Annotated in this window: 13 protein-coding genes and 2 tRNA genes; 8 read left to right on the forward strand and 7 right to left on the reverse strand. The window is 66.1% G+C overall.

The genetic code is table 11. The features are described 5' to 3' along the window. Window positions 1–289: 289 nt before the first annotated feature. Window positions 290–377 (reverse strand) — tRNA-Ser (locus HGO92_RS06420). 77 nt (window positions 378–454) lie between these two features. On the opposite strand from HGO92_RS06420, the gene HGO92_RS06425 reads away from it, so the two are divergent. The 5 genes from HGO92_RS06425 to HGO92_RS06445 all read left to right on the forward strand — a co-directional run bounded on the left by HGO92_RS06425 (window position 455) and on the right by HGO92_RS06445 (window position 5321). Further along, on the forward strand, window positions 455–1441 hold the full coding sequence (locus HGO92_RS06425) for an NAD(P)H-quinone oxidoreductase (RefSeq protein ID WP_169992946.1): 987 nt from the start codon (window positions 455–457) through the stop codon (window positions 1439–1441). Between the two features lie 151 nt (window positions 1442–1592). Beyond that, window positions 1593–3887 (forward strand): carbon starvation CstA family protein, encoded by a 2295-nt coding sequence (locus HGO92_RS06430; protein ID WP_440915763.1) that lies wholly within the window; start codon window positions 1593–1595, stop codon window positions 3885–3887. A gap of 5 nt (window positions 3888–3892) precedes the next feature. After that, window positions 3893–4114 (forward strand): YbdD/YjiX family protein, encoded by a 222-nt coding sequence (locus HGO92_RS06435; RefSeq protein WP_074703069.1) that lies wholly within the window; start codon window positions 3893–3895, stop codon window positions 4112–4114. Between the two features lie 122 nt (window positions 4115–4236). After that, window positions 4237–4851, forward strand: a complete 615-nt coding sequence (locus HGO92_RS06440; protein WP_169992950.1) for a bacterial proteasome activator family protein — start codon at window positions 4237–4239, stop codon at window positions 4849–4851. Between the two features lie 5 nt (window positions 4852–4856). Beyond that, complete coding sequence (locus HGO92_RS06445; protein WP_169992952.1) at window positions 4857–5321, forward strand: hypothetical protein; 465 nt, start codon at window positions 4857–4859, stop codon at window positions 5319–5321. Between the two features lie 91 nt (window positions 5322–5412). On the opposite strand, the gene HGO92_RS06450 is transcribed toward HGO92_RS06445, so the two are convergent. From HGO92_RS06450 to tmk, 4 genes are all read right to left on the reverse strand, one after another. After that, window positions 5413–5485, reverse strand: a tRNA-Thr gene (locus HGO92_RS06450). An 80-nt stretch (window positions 5486–5565) separates the two neighbouring features. Continuing rightward, window positions 5566–7104, reverse strand: coding sequence for an alpha/beta hydrolase (locus HGO92_RS06455; protein ID WP_169992954.1), 1539 nt, complete (start codon window positions 7102–7104; stop codon window positions 5566–5568). Between the two features lie 30 nt (window positions 7105–7134). After that, window positions 7135–8274 carry a DNA polymerase III subunit delta' gene (locus HGO92_RS06460; protein WP_169992956.1) on the reverse strand — a complete coding sequence of 380 codons (1140 nt, stop codon included), beginning with the start codon at window positions 8272–8274 and terminating at the stop codon, window positions 7135–7137. Further along, window positions 8271–8930, reverse strand: a complete 660-nt coding sequence (tmk, locus tag HGO92_RS06465; RefSeq protein ID WP_169992958.1) for a dTMP kinase — start codon at window positions 8928–8930, stop codon at window positions 8271–8273. The genes HGO92_RS06460 and tmk overlap by 4 nt, the downstream gene beginning before the upstream one ends. 81 nt (window positions 8931–9011) lie before the next feature. Between tmk and HGO92_RS06470 the strand changes: the two genes are divergently transcribed. After that, a complete protein-coding gene (locus HGO92_RS06470) occupies window positions 9012–10169 on the forward strand; it encodes a trans-sulfuration enzyme family protein (protein ID WP_169992960.1) in 1158 nt (385 codons plus the stop codon). 28 nt (window positions 10170–10197) lie between these two features. After that, a complete protein-coding gene (locus HGO92_RS06475) occupies window positions 10198–10533 on the forward strand; it encodes a DUF2516 family protein (protein WP_139006834.1) in 336 nt (111 codons plus the stop codon). A 7-nt stretch (window positions 10534–10540) separates the two neighbouring features. Here HGO92_RS06475 and HGO92_RS06480 read toward each other — a convergent pair whose 3' ends face one another. Next, the gene (locus HGO92_RS06480; RefSeq protein WP_346768879.1) at window positions 10541–11275 is read right to left on the reverse strand and encodes a class I SAM-dependent methyltransferase; all 735 of its coding nucleotides are present in this window, start codon (window positions 11273–11275) and stop codon (window positions 10541–10543) included. Window positions 11276–11613: 338 nt separating this feature from the next. On the opposite strand from HGO92_RS06480, the gene HGO92_RS06485 reads away from it, so the two are divergent. Continuing rightward, the gene (locus tag HGO92_RS06485; protein ID WP_169992962.1) at window positions 11614–12372 is read left to right on the forward strand and encodes a phosphoglyceromutase; all 759 of its coding nucleotides are present in this window, start codon (window positions 11614–11616) and stop codon (window positions 12370–12372) included. Between the two features lie 120 nt (window positions 12373–12492). Here HGO92_RS06485 and phoU read toward each other — a convergent pair whose 3' ends face one another. Next, on the reverse strand, window positions 12493–13152 hold the full coding sequence (gene phoU / locus HGO92_RS06490) for a phosphate signaling complex protein PhoU (protein WP_169992964.1): 660 nt from the start codon (window positions 13150–13152) through the stop codon (window positions 12493–12495). Between the last annotated feature and the right edge of the window lie 94 nt (window positions 13153–13246).

The raw sequence follows: 13246 nt of genomic DNA on the forward strand, positions 1-13246 counted from the left end.
ATCTCCAGTTTTCGGTTCCCCATATGGTGTGCCGGAGGACGGCACCCAAGGCGAGCCGGTCCGGCAGCAAGGCAGTGATGGTGTGCGAGCGCACCTGACCATCCCAGTCCAGCAGGATGAACGAGAGGTTACCGCGCGGGTGGTACCAAGGGAATAGTTTTCTGAAAGAAGGGTTTTGTAACTCCCTGGACGCCGGAAAGTCTTGACAAGAATCCTGGTGTGCGAAAGGGTGCCCGGGCTTAAACAACTCAAGGGCCCCCGAAACCGGAGGCCCTTGAGTTACAGGGAGCGGAAGGTATGGGATTTGAACCCATGAGACGGGGTTACCGCCTACTGGTTTTCAAGACCAGCTCCTTCGGCCGCTCGGACAACCTTCCCTGCCTAGTAGTGTGTCACGGAGGGGCCGGAGATATCAAAACTCCGGCCGGGTTTTGGCGTGCATCAGGAGGCGGGCATGAAGGCGGTTTTTTACCAGGGATCAGGCGGCCCCGAGGTCATCGAGGTCCGTGAAGTCCAGCCGCCGGTGCCGAAACCGGGCGAAGTGATTGTCGACGTCGTTGCCGCGGGTTTGAACCGCGCGGATGTGCAGCAGCGCCGCGGACTATACCCGCCGCCGCCCGGCGCCTCCGACATTCCCGGCCTCGAGGTTTCCGGCCGCATCGCTGCCCTCGGTGAAGAGGTCACCGGCTGGCAAGTCGGGGACGAGGTCTGCGCCCTGCTGGCCGGCGGCGGTTATGCCGAGCAGGTCGCGGTGCCGGCCGGGCAGTTGATGACCGTACCCGAAGGGGTGGACCTGGTCACTGCGGCAGCGCTGCCGGAAGCGACTGCCACCATCTTCTCCAATCTCTTCATGGCGGCCGGAGTGCAGGCAGGCGAAACCGTGCTCATCCACGGTGGCGGCGGCGGCATCGGCACTATGGCAGTCCAGATGGTCCGCGCGTTCGGTGGCCTGCCCATGGTGACCGCGGGCTCCCAAGCCAAGCTCGACGTCGTACGTCCCCTGGGCGCCCAGGTCCTCATCAACTACAAGGAAGAGGATTTTGTCGCCAAGGTCAAGGAAGCCACCGGCGGCCGCGGCGCGGACGTGATCCTCGATGTCGTCGGGGCGAAATACCTGCAGCGCAATCTGGACGCTCTGGCCACCTCAGGCCGGCTGGTGGTCATCGGCCTGCAGGGTGGTGCCAAGGCGGAACTGAACCTCGGCCAGCTGATGTCCAAGCGCGCCGTCGTCATCGGAACCACGCTGCGGTCCCGGCCGGTGGAGGAGAAGTCCGCGATCGTACGGGCCGTCATGACCCATGTCTGGCCGTTGGTCGCCTCGGGGGATATCGCCGCGCAGGTGGGCCGGACCTATCCGCTGGATTCGGCGGCCGAGGCGCACGAGTACTTCGACTCGGGCGAGCACATCGGCAAGATCCTGCTCACCACCGCGGCCGCCTAGCAGGGGAACCAGCGCCCTCGTCGGGGGCCGCTGGGCGCATACTGCGGCCTGCTCGGCTATTGGTATGCAGAATCCCTGTGACTTGATGCACGCTGCTGTTAGATTGCTGATAAGTAAGCTTTTTATCCGCCGTGCGTCTCAACAGGGAGCAATGATGAGCCATACACCCACAGCAGGATCCGCGCCGGATCCGGACCGTGACTCACACGTCCTGGTCCAGGATCCGAACCTTCCGCCGGTAGCCCTCGACCCGGAGATCGCCGCAGCCGAGGAGCGCCGATGGCCGCCGCTGAAGATCGCCATCTGGGTGGCTATCGCGCTGCTGGGCGGCGTGGCGTGGACGATGCTCGCCTTTGTACGGGGCGAAACCGTCAACGCCATCTGGTTCGTCTTCGCCGCGGTGTGCACTTACCTGATCTTCTACCGCTTCTATTCGAAGTTCATCGAGAACAAGATCACCAGGCCCAACGACAAACGGGCCACGCCGGCGGAGTACAAGGCGGACGGCAAGGACTATGTGGTCACGGACCGCCGGGTGCTGTACGGGCACCACTTCGCGGCGATCGCCGGGGCCGGGCCCCTGGTGGGCCCCATCCTGGCCGCCCAGATGGGCTACCTCCCGGGCACCATCTGGATTATCATCGGCGTGATTCTGGCCGGTGCGGTGCAGGACTACCTGGTGCTGTTCTTCTCGATGCGCCGCGGCGGGCGCTCGCTGGGCCAGATGGCCCGCGAGGAGCTGGGCCTGATCGGCGGTACCGCCGCACTGATCGCCACGCTCGCCATCATGATCATCATCGTCGCCATCCTGGCCCTCGTGGTCGTCAACGCACTGGGAGAATCCCCGTGGGGCGTCTTCTCGGTCTCCATGACCATTCCGATCGCCATCTTCATGGGCGTCTACCTGCGCTTCATCCGCCCGGGTAAAGTCAGCGAAATTTCGATCATCGGCTTCGTGCTGCTGATCGCCGCGATCATCGGCGGCGGCATGATTGCCGATACCGAATGGGGCGTGGCCGTCTTCACGCTGGACCGCATCACCATCGCCTGGGGCATCATCATCTACGGCTTCATCGCGGCGGTACTCCCGGTGTGGCTGCTGCTCGCCCCGCGCGATTACCTCTCCACCTTCATGAAGATCGGCACCATCGTCATGCTGGCGGTGGCCATCGTGCTGGTCCGCCCGGAGATCAATATCCCGGCCATCAGTGAGTTCGCCGGCCGGTCCGATGGGCCGGTAGTCCCCGGCTCCCTGTGGCCGTTCCTGTTCGTGACCATTGCCTGCGGCGCGCTCTCCGGTTTCCACGCGCTGATTTCTTCGGGCACCACGCCGAAGATGGTCCACAAGGAGAAGCAGACCCGGTTCATCGGCTACGGCGGCATGCTGATGGAGTCATTCGTGGCCATCATGGCCCTGGTCGCCGCGATCTCCATTGACCGCGGGATCTATTTCGCGATGAACGCCTCGGCCGCCGCGACCGGTGGCACCGTGGAGGGTGCGGTGGCCTTCGTCAACAGCCTGGGCCTGGCCGGGGTGAACCTGACTCCGGACATGCTGACCCAGCTGGCGGCCAACGTCGGCGAAGAGTCGGTGGTCTCGCGAACGGGCGGCGCCCCGACCCTCGCCGTCGGCCTTGCCCAGATCATGCAGAGCCTGATCGGCGGCCTGGGCCTGATGGCCTTCTGGTACCACTTCGCCATTATGTTCGAAGCGCTGTTCATCCTGACTGCTGTGGATGCCGGAACCCGGGTCGCCCGCTTCATGCTGCAGGACACCATCGGCAACTTCGCTCCCAAGTTCAAGGACATGTCCTGGCGCCCAGGGGTCTGGATCTGTACGGCCATCATGGTGGCGGGCTGGGGGTACATCCTGATACTCGGGGTGACGGATCCGTTGGGCGGCATCAACACGTTCTTCCCGCTCTTCGGCATCGCCAACCAGCTCCTGGCGGCGATCGCGCTCGCCGTCTGCATGGCCATTGCGGCCAAGAAGGGCGTGTTCAAGTACCTGTGGATCATCGCCCTCCCGCTGGCCTTTGCGTCGGTGATCACCATCTGGGCGTCGATCCTGAAGATCTTCTCGCAGGACGTCCGGGTTGGCTACTGGGCCAACCACTTCGCGCACCAGGAAGCCCTGGCCAACGGCGAGACCAGCCTGGGCAATGCGGGGTCGGTCGAAGCGATGGAAGCGGTGGTCCGGAACACCTGGGTCCAGGGCACGCTGTCCATCGTCTTCGTGGTGTTGACCATCATTGTCATCGCGACCGCCATCATCGCCACCATCAAGTCCTGGCAACGGGGCGGCGAGAAGTCCCATGAAGACCCCGCCGTCGTGTCTGCCACCTATGCGCCGGCCGGCTTCATCGCCACACCGGCGGAGCGCGAACTGCAGAAGCGCTGGGACGAGCTGCCCCAGGACAAGCGGCTGGCGCGGTCGAAGCACTGATGACCATGTCCACAAACAAGGCATTCAACCAGGCCGCCGGCAAAGCACACGCCGGCTGGAAGGGCTTCGTCTGGTACTTCAAGTCCCTGATGGGTGAGAACGCTTACCAGGCGTATCTCGACCACCACGCGCGGACCCACACCGGCACGCCGCCCATGACGGAGCGCGAGTTCTGGCGGGACAAGACGGACCGCCAGGACCGCAATCCGGAAGGCCGCTGCTGCTAAATGGCCCGCAGCTGAATAACGACGGCGGCACCCGCCTCGAGCTCCCCAGGGAGACTTCGGGGCGGGTGCCGTTTGTTGTGCTGCTGGCTGGATTTAGCTTCGGCCTCTGGCAAGATGAAACCATGAGCGACGAGCAGATATCTCAGACGGAAGAACCGGCCATCGAAGGAGCTCTCACCCCTGACGAGCAGCGCGCGGAGGAAGCCGAAGCCCGGAACGAACCGGGACGGAACGGCAAGAAGGGCTCGCAGCTCCATGACCTGGTGGATGAACCCGCTAAGGTCATGCGGATCGGGACCATGATCCGCCAACTGCTGGAAGAGGTCCGCAGCGCCCCGCTGGATGATGCTGCTCGGAACCGGCTGGCGGAGATCCACGAACGCTCCGTGAAGGAACTCGAGGATGGTCTGGCCCCGGAGCTCATCGACGAACTGCACCGGATCAACCTGCCCTTCACCGATGACTCCACGCCGTCGGACGCCGAACTGCGGATCGCCCAGGCCCAACTGGTCGGCTGGCTTGAGGGGTTGTTCCACGGCATCCAGACCGCCATCGCCGCGCAGCAGGCCGCCACCCAGCAGATGGCCGCACGGATGCAGATGCGCCAGCTCCCGCCCGGCACGGTCATCGCCCCCGGCGTCGTCATTGGCAACGACGGCGAACCGCGCCGCGCTGACGGCGCGGAATCGGAAAACCCGTCCGGCCCCGGCACCCACACCCCGGGCCAGTACCTCTGAGCCCGGTGGCGCTGTTCGGAGCGGCCCGCCAAGCCCGGCGGGACGACAAGGAACTGGGCAAAGGCATCTGGCGGCGCACCCATGACCGGTTCCGCCGCGGGCTGGACCGCTACCACCAGGTTCTTGAAGGCGTGCAGGACGAGGAACTCTACGACGAGCTCCTGGTCATCGCCGACGAACTCGCCGCGCTGCTGCCCAAGGTCCGCGCGTCCTGCATGACGGCCCAGGAACTGCATCCTAGCGACGGCATGGACATCCCCGGCGGAAATCTGGCCGCCGTCCACCGGTGCCTGTCCAAGGCCGGCAACTCACTCGCCGCGGCCGCTCAGGCCGCAGCCATGATCCGGCTGGACCCCAAGCACTCGGATACGCCGTCCGGCGGGTCGGCCAGTGTTGAAAACGTACGACGGCGGGCGGACATTGTGATCGAGGACGTTGCGGACGCGCAGCGCTACCTTGAAACCCGGTAGCGGCGCCGTCGTCATTTGGTAAGTGCCAGTGCAGCTACAGGCGGGGAAAGAAGATCCCGCCACATCTGTTGATGTGACGGGATCTTGGGTGAGCCCCCTGCCAGAATCGAACTGGCGACCTTTTCATTACGAGTGAAACGCTCTACCGACTGAGCTAAGGAGGCCGGGCTTCCACGCCGGATAACCGGCCAGAATCCACAAGGAACAACTATAGGAGAGCAAGGGCGCGCTGGTCAAAACCGGCTTAGCAAACAGTGCCCTCGTCCGGCATTGTGCCCTCGATGAAATAGCTGTCCACGGCGTTCTGCACGCAGCTGTCGCCGCGGCCGTAGGCGGTGTGGCCCTGCGCCTCGTAGGTCAGCAGTGAGGCGGATTCCAGCTGCTGCGTCATGGAAACGGCCCATTCGTACGGGGTTGCCGGGTCGCCAGTAGTGCCGATGACCAGGATCGGATCGGCTCCGGCAGCGTCGACCGGTGCGGGCGTGCGCACCGGGTCCGCCGGCCAGTTCTCGCAGGTCGTACCGCCGTAGGCGAGGTACCGGCCCAGCGTTGGCGAGGCTTCCTCCAGCGCCGCCGCATTTTCCTTCATGCCCGCCAGATCGGATTCCATCGGATAGTCCAGGCAGTTGATGGCGGTAAAGGCAGCGGTGCTGTTGGAGGTGTAGTTGCCGTCCGCCTGACGTTCAGCGCCCAGGTCCGCCAGGTACAGCATGTCCGTCGGATCGCCGTCGAAAGCGCCGTTTAGGGCGCGGGTCAGCAGCGGCCAGTTCACGTCGTTGTACAGCGGGACGATGAACCCCGAGACGAAGGTGCCCACGGTCACCAGACGGCCGTCCTCGGCGGTCAGCGGGTTTGCCTCGACGGACCGGATCAGGTCCTGGATCTGGCCGACGGCCTGGTCCACGGTTCCGGACAGGGGGCACTCCGCGGACGCCAGGCAACTTTCCGCGTAGCTGCGGATTGCGCCTTCGAACGCCTTGGCCTGGCCGAGGGTGACCTGCTCATTGGTCAACGACGGATCCAGCGCCCCGTCGAGCACCATCCGGCCCACCCGCTCCGGAAAGAGGTCCGCGTAGGTTGCGCCGAGGAAGGTGCCGTAGGAGAAGCCCAGGTAATTCAGCTTGGCGTCCCCGACCACGGCGCGGATGATGTCCATGTCCTTGGCGGCGCTGGCGGTGTCCACATGGGCCAGGACTTCGCCGGTCTTCGCCGCGCACTTCTCGGCCAGTTCGGCCGCGTCTTCAGTGGCTTCCGCGATGCCCGCGTCGCTGTCCAGGTCATACTGCACCTCGCGCGCGGCATCGCGCTCGGCGTCGGTCATGCAGGTGACCGGCGCCGAGCGCTTCACGCCGCGGGGGTCGAACCCCACGATGTCGTAGCTGCCGCGCAGTTCCTCGGTGGTCATCTGCTCCAGCGAGCCGCGCACGGTGTCATAGCCCGAGCCGCCGGGACCGCCGGGGTTCAGCAGGATGGAACCTAAGGAATCGCCGTCGGTGGTGCTGCGGATCGCGGCAATCTTGATGCTCTTGCCGTCCGGATCGGCGTAATCGACCGGGACTTCGATGTCCGCGCACTCGAACCGGCCTTCGCAGCTTTCCCAGCTGACCGACTGGTTGTAGTACGGCATCAGCTGCTCGTCCACGCTGCCGACAACTTCAGGCGACGACGACGGCGGGGCATCCGTCGTCCCCGGCAGCAGCCCGCACCCGGCCAGCAGGAAGAGCACGACGGCGGCCGCTGCGGTTTTGGCGCTGAGGCCGGATCGTCGCGGGAAGGTGCGCATCAATTATTCTCCTGGCTTGTGGTCAAGAATCTAGAGCAGGCTGACTGCCATGGCCTCCATGGCCAGTACCGGGGCCACGTTGGTGCTGAGCCGTTTGCGGGTCTGCGCGATGGCGTCCAACCTCTCCAACGTCTTCTCGGGGGTCGATTGTTCCGCGTAGGACGTCAGCTCCGGCCGCAGGTATTCGTTGACCAGGTCCGACGAAGCGCCCAGCTGGAGGGCCAGCACGTCCCGGTAGAACGTGGTCAGGTCGATCATGACGCGGTCCAGGGAATCGCTCACGCTGCGCTTCGCCCGGCGCTTCTGCTCATCCTCCAGCTGCTTCAGCTGGCTGCGCATCGCCGGCGGCAGCGTGCCTTTCTCCGGCGCGCCGAGGCTGTACAGCAGGGCCTCGCGCTCGGCGGCGTTGCGCTGTTCGGAGGCAGCGGCGGCGTCCGCATTGGAGATTTCCACCAGCTCGCCGGCGGCCATCACGGCATCCGAGACCCCGCGCAGCCGCAGCGGCAGCCGGACAATGGTGTCCCGGCGGCTGCGGGCGTCCTCATCGGCGGCAAGCCGGCGGGCCACGCCGATGTGGCTCTGCGACACGCGGGCGGCGAACTCGGCCAGCTCCGGTGTGGCGCCGTCGCGGCGGACCAGCAGCTCGGCCACATCGCCCACCGGCGGAATACGCAGGCCGACCGGGCGGCAGCGGGAGCGGATGGTGACCAGCACGTCCGCCGGGCTTGGCGCACAGAGCAGCCAGATGGTCCGCGGCGGCGGCTCCTCGATGGCCTTGAGCAGCACATTGGTGGTCCGCTCCGCCATGCGGTCCGCGTCCTCGATGATGATCACGCGCCAGCGGCCGGAGGACGGTTTGTCCTGCGCCTTCGTGACCCAGTCGCGGACCTCGCGGATGGTGAAGGACACATTCTCCGTCACCATGGCCGACACGTCCGCATTGGTGCCGCCCAAAACGGTGTGGCAGGCGTGGCACTCGCCGCAGCCGCGGGCGGCAGGATCGGGCTGTTCGCACAGCAGGGCGGCGGCGAAGGACCGCGCGGCGTTGGAGCGGCCGGAGCCGGGCGGACCGGTGAACAGCCAGGCGTGGTTGGGCCGCTCGGCGGCTGCGGCACGGCTGAGCTGCTCCACCACGGCGGTCTGGCCGGGCAGATCGGACCAGACGCTCATGCCAGCAACCCGCAGATGCGCTCGAGGATGGCGTCGGTCAAGACCTCGCGTTCGCTCCGTGCGTCCAGCACCATGTAGTCGTCTGGGCGGGCCGCGGCCAGCTCCAGGAAGGCGGCCCGGATCCGCCCGTGGAAGTCATCCGGTTCGGATTCCAGCCGGTCTTCGGCGGCTTCACCTGCCAGCCGCCGGTCGCGGGCGTGGTCCGGCGCCACGTCGAGCAGCACCGTGACATCGGGCAGCAGCGAAGCCGTGGCCCACAGGTTGATGTCCCGCACCGCGGCAATGCCCAGTTCCCGCCCGGCACCTTGGTAGGCCACGGACGAGTCGATGAAACGGTCGCAGAGTACGATCTCGCCGCGCTCCAGCGCCGGGAAGATCACCTGCTGCACGTGGGCCGCCCGCGAGGCGGCAAAAATCAAGGCTTCGGTGCGGGCATCGATCTCGCCGTGGCCGTGGTCCAGCACCAGGGAGCGCAGCTTTTCGCCGATGGGCGTGCCACCGGGCTCGCGGGTCCGCAGTACAGCGTGCCCGGCGGCTTCCAGCCGGGCCTGGACGGCAGCTGCCTGGGTGGACTTGCCTGCCCCGTCGCCGCCCTCGAACGCGATGAACAGCCCCGCGCGGGCGCGAGCGGGCGAGGGGGTACCGGGGGAAGTCACCCAATTAGCGTACCGTTGTTCGCTGCTGCCACAGAGTCATGAGTTAACCTGTGGACGGCCTGCGGGATTAACCTTGCTGTCATGAGCCAGAGCGCATCCCAGCATCCAGACCACCTTGCCCAGGACACCGTTGTGGTTTCCGCCGGCCGCCCGGAGCGGACCCACGATTCCCCGGTGAACGCGCCGGTGGTGCTGTCCTCGACGTTCTTCGGCCTCGGCGAAGTCGTGGCGGGTGACCGCGCCTACGGACGCTACTCCAACCCCACCTGGGACCCGTTCGAGGAAACCCTGGGTGAGCTCGAGGGCGCCGAACTGCCTGCCCTGGTCTTCGCCTCGGGTCTGGCCGCCGTGGCCGCGGCGCTGTCCCTGGTTCCCGCCGGCGGCGTTGTGGTCATGCCTCAGCACAGCTACCAGGGCAGCCTGGCCCTGGCCGAAGACCTGGCCGGGCGCGGCGCAGTGAAGATCCGCACCGTGGACATTGCGGATACCGAGGCAGTCAAGGCCGAACTCGAGGGTGCCGACATGTTGTGGCTGGAAAGCCCCACCAACCCCATGCTCGAGATAGCCGAGCTCGGCATCCTGGCCAAGGCAGCGCACGACGCCGGTGCTTTGGTGGTTGCCGACAACACTTTTTCCACCCCGCTGGGACAGCGCCCGCTGGAGCTCGGCGTCGACGTCGTTGTCCATTCGGTGACGAAATATCTTGCCGGACATTCCGACGTCGTTCTTGGCGCCGTGGTCACGTCCAATCCGGAGCTGCAGGCGAAGCTGCTCACGCACCGTTCCCTGCACGGGGCGATCGCCGGGCCGTTCGCAACCTGGCTCGCGCTCCGCGGGGTGCGCACTTTGGCGCTGCGCGTGGAGCGTTCGCAGGCGACGGCGGCGGAGCTCGCCGCGAAACTGCAGCAGCATCCGCGGGTGGAAGCCGTGCGCTACCCTGGCCTGCCGGGCGATCCGGGGCACGAGCGCGCCAAGGCGCAGATGAACGGCTTCGGCTCCATCATCGCCATCCAGATCCGCGGCGGTTCGGCAGCCGCTGAAGCTGTCATCGAGGCACTGCAGTTGTGGCTGCCCGCCACCTCGCTGGGCGGGGTGGAGTCGCTCATCGAGCGGCGCCGCCGGCACGTCAACGAACCGGAGAGCGTACCCGAAAACCTGCTGCGGCTGTCTGTGGGAATCGAGAACGTAGCCGATCTGTGGGCCGATCTGGACCAGGCCCTGCAAAAAGTGCAGGACTGATAGGCGCAAGAACAGTTAGGCTTGGAAGGTGCTACTTGTCTACGCGTTCCAGCATTGGCTGTATTTCGGCCTGGGGATTCTTGCCCTGGGCATTGAGTTGTGGGCACTGGTCGACTGCCTCGGCCGCAAGGGCGAGCACTTCCAGGCCGCCTTCAAGCGCACCAAGGGGTTCTGGACCGGTATGACCGCCGGTTCCGTCGCCGTGGGTGCCCTGTCGCTGCTGGGGACCGGACTGGGCACCTGGATGCTGTTCCAGCTGGCCGCCGTCGCCGCTGCCTCCGTGTACCTGGCGGATGTGAAGCCGGCGCTGAACGAGCTCAAGGGATCCGGCGGCAGCGCCTACGGCCCCTACGGACCCTGGTAAACGGCTTCTACGAGCCTTGGTAACCCGGCGCCACCGCAGCCCAGGCCACCGTCACTTCACCAAGTCGCCATCGCGAGGGCCCGTCCAGCACGGGCCAGCCGGCTGCAGCCATGCTGTGGCACATGGCCAGCCACCGCTGCCGGTTGCCGAAGGACGCCAGCACGGAGGCCTCCGCCCAGGACCTGTCCAGCGCCTGCAGGTAGCGGTGGATTTTCTCGCCCGGGAAATTGTGGTGGATCAACGCCTTCGGCAGCCGCTCGGCCACGTCGGAGGGCCGGTCGAAGGCGCCGAACCGTAACGAGATGCTCAACGACACCGGCCCCTCGGGCGCAATGGCCACCCAGGTGGCGCGCCGGCCGATTTCGTCGCAGGTGCCGTCGATGAACAGCCCGCGCGGTGCCAGCCGCGCCCGGACCATGTCCCAGTGCGCGGCGTACTCCGACTCGTCATACTGGCGCAGCACGTTGAAGGCGCGCACCACTGCCGGACGGCGCCCCGCTACCGGGATCTCAAAGCCGCCCTGCCGGAAACTCAGCCCCGGCCGCTCCAGGGCTTTGGCGCGGCGGACCCGCTCTGGTTCGATCTCGATCCCGATCACTTCGACGTCGGGGCGCACCTTGGCCAGCCGATGGTGGAGTTCGACGGCGGTGATCGGCGCGGCGCCGTAGCCCAGGTCGATGACCAGCGGATCTGCTGCCTTCTTGACGCTCGCCGCGCTCGGGCCGGAGAGCCAGCGGTCCATCCGCCGCAGCCGGTTCGGGTTGGTGGTGCCCCGCGTGATCGAACCGACCGGTTTCCCTGGCCTGCCAGGCCCGCCCCTCAGGTACTCCACAGTGTGGCCGGACGCGGCGGGGGCAGTCTTCAGGCTGGGCACAAGGAAAAAGAATAAGTGCCGCCCGGAAACACGAGATGACGACGGCGGCCGCCCATCGCCGTCGTAATTCCCCTTGTTGGGAACTAAAACCGCAGGTCACAGGCAGGGAAGGCCCACATGGCGACGGCGGGGCGCGGCGCAGCAGCGTGCGTAACGTCACGGTCGCGGGCGGCTGGGAAAGGCGTGTAAACGCTAGGATTACAGCCATGACTGCCTCTTCGAACTTCAAGCTGATTCTGCTGCGGCACGGCCAAAGCGACTGGAACGAGAAAAACCTCTTCACGGGCTGGGTGGACGTTCCACTGACCGAACAGGGCCGGGCCGAGGCCAAGCGCGGCGGCGAACTGCTGGTCGATGCGGGCATCCTGCCCGACGTGCTCTACACTTCGCGGCTCAAGCGCGCCATCGTCACCGCCAACATTGCCCTCGAGGCGGCGGACCGGGACTGGATCGACGTCAAGCGGGACTGGCGCCTGAACGAGCGCCACTACGGCGCGCTGCAGGGCAAGGACAAGGCACAAATCCGCGAAGAGTTCGGCGACGAGCAGTTCATGCTGTGGCGCCGTTCCTACGACACCCCGCCGCCCAAGCTGGATGACTCCAGCGAATGGTCGCAGGTGGGGGACCCGCGCTATGCGGACCTCAACGGAAACCTCCCGCGCACCGAGTGCCTCAAGGACGTGCTGGATCGGTTCCTGCCGTACTGGGAGTCTGACATCTCGGTGGACGTGAAAGCCGGCAAGACCGTGCTGGTGGCCGCGCATGGCAATTCGCTGCGCGCCCTGGTCAAGCACCTTGACGGCATTAGTGACGACGACATTGCCGGCCTGAACATCCCCACCGGCATCCCGCTGGTGTACGAACTGGACGAAAACCTCAAGCCAGTGAAGGCCGGCGGCACCTACCTCGACGCGGATGCCGCCGCGGCGGCCATCGAAGCCGTGGCCAACCAGGGCAAAAAGTAGCCGACTGCCTCGCAAACGCCGAAGGCCGGCCCCAGCGCAGTTACTGTGCTTAGGGCCGGCCTTCGCTTTGCCCGGACCGTTCTTGAGTCCGGACGGTGGCAGCCCGGACCGCGGAACGGACTAGCGGGACTCGCCGTTCGGTGCCCATTCGCCGGTCACCAGGTAGGTGACCTTGCGTGCCACCGAGACGCCGTGGTCCGCGAAGCGTTCGAAGTAGCGGCTGGCCAGCGAAACGTCGACGGCGGTGGGAGCCGTGCCGGAGAAGTCAGGAGCCGCAATTGCCTTGAAGATCCCCGCGTGCAGTTCGTTGATGCGGTCGTTGTGGCGGTTGATATCGCGCGCCAGATCGAGGTTGCGGGTGTCCAGCAACTCCGTCAGCTTCCGGGCGATGGCAATGTCGTTCTCGGCGAGCTCTGCGAAGGTGGGGCGCAGCGACTCGGGGATGACATTCGCCGGGTAACGCATGCGTGCCAGCTGCGCGATATGGCGGGCAAGATCGCCCATCCGCTCCAGCGACGCGCTCATGCGCAGCGCCCCCACAATCATGCGCAGGTCCGAAGCCACCGGTCCTTGGAGTGCCAGGATCTCGATGGCACGTTCGTCCAGATCGTTCTGCAGGAAATCGATCCGCGCATCGGCGGCGATGACCTCCTGGGCGAGTTCGATATCGGCGTTAACGAACGACTGGTTCGCCTTCTCCATCGCTTCGGCTACGAGCCGTGAAATCTCGATCAGCTGTTCGCCGACCTGGTGGAGCTCCGCCTGGAATACCTTGCGCACAGGGCGTCCTTTCGCTTGTTGCAATACGTGTGGTCACACTTACCAAGCAGACTTTCAGTGCCCGGTGAACTGTTACCCGTCTCTAGGTGAACGT

The organism is Crystallibacter degradans (genome assembly GCF_012952295.1).
GTDB classification, from domain to species: domain Bacteria; phylum Actinomycetota; class Actinomycetes; order Actinomycetales; family Micrococcaceae; genus Crystallibacter; species Crystallibacter degradans.

What these genes read in the sequence shown, in the direction of transcription:
- HGO92_RS06430 (WP_440915763.1), top strand. Translation starts at nt 1,593, where the DNA reads ATGATGAGCCATACACCCACAGCAGGATCCGCGCCGGATCCGGACCGT.
- HGO92_RS06480 (WP_346768879.1), bottom strand. Translation starts at nt 11,275, where the DNA reads ATGGACCGCTGGCTCTCCGGCCCGAGCGCGGCGAGCGTCAAGAAGGCA.
- HGO92_RS06455 (WP_169992954.1), bottom strand. Translation starts at nt 7,104, where the DNA reads ATGCGCACCTTCCCGCGACGATCCGGCCTCAGCGCCAAAACCGCAGCG.
- HGO92_RS06485 (WP_169992962.1), top strand. Translation starts at nt 11,614, where the DNA reads ATGACTGCCTCTTCGAACTTCAAGCTGATTCTGCTGCGGCACGGCCAA.
- HGO92_RS06460 (WP_169992956.1), bottom strand. Translation starts at nt 8,274, where the DNA reads ATGAGCGTCTGGTCCGATCTGCCCGGCCAGACCGCCGTGGTGGAGCAG.
- HGO92_RS06470 (WP_169992960.1), top strand. Translation starts at nt 9,012, where the DNA reads ATGAGCCAGAGCGCATCCCAGCATCCAGACCACCTTGCCCAGGACACC.
- HGO92_RS06425 (WP_169992946.1), top strand. Translation starts at nt 455, where the DNA reads ATGAAGGCGGTTTTTTACCAGGGATCAGGCGGCCCCGAGGTCATCGAG.
- HGO92_RS06440 (WP_169992950.1), top strand. Translation starts at nt 4,237, where the DNA reads ATGAGCGACGAGCAGATATCTCAGACGGAAGAACCGGCCATCGAAGGA.
- HGO92_RS06435 (WP_074703069.1), top strand. Translation starts at nt 3,893, where the DNA reads ATGTCCACAAACAAGGCATTCAACCAGGCCGCCGGCAAAGCACACGCC.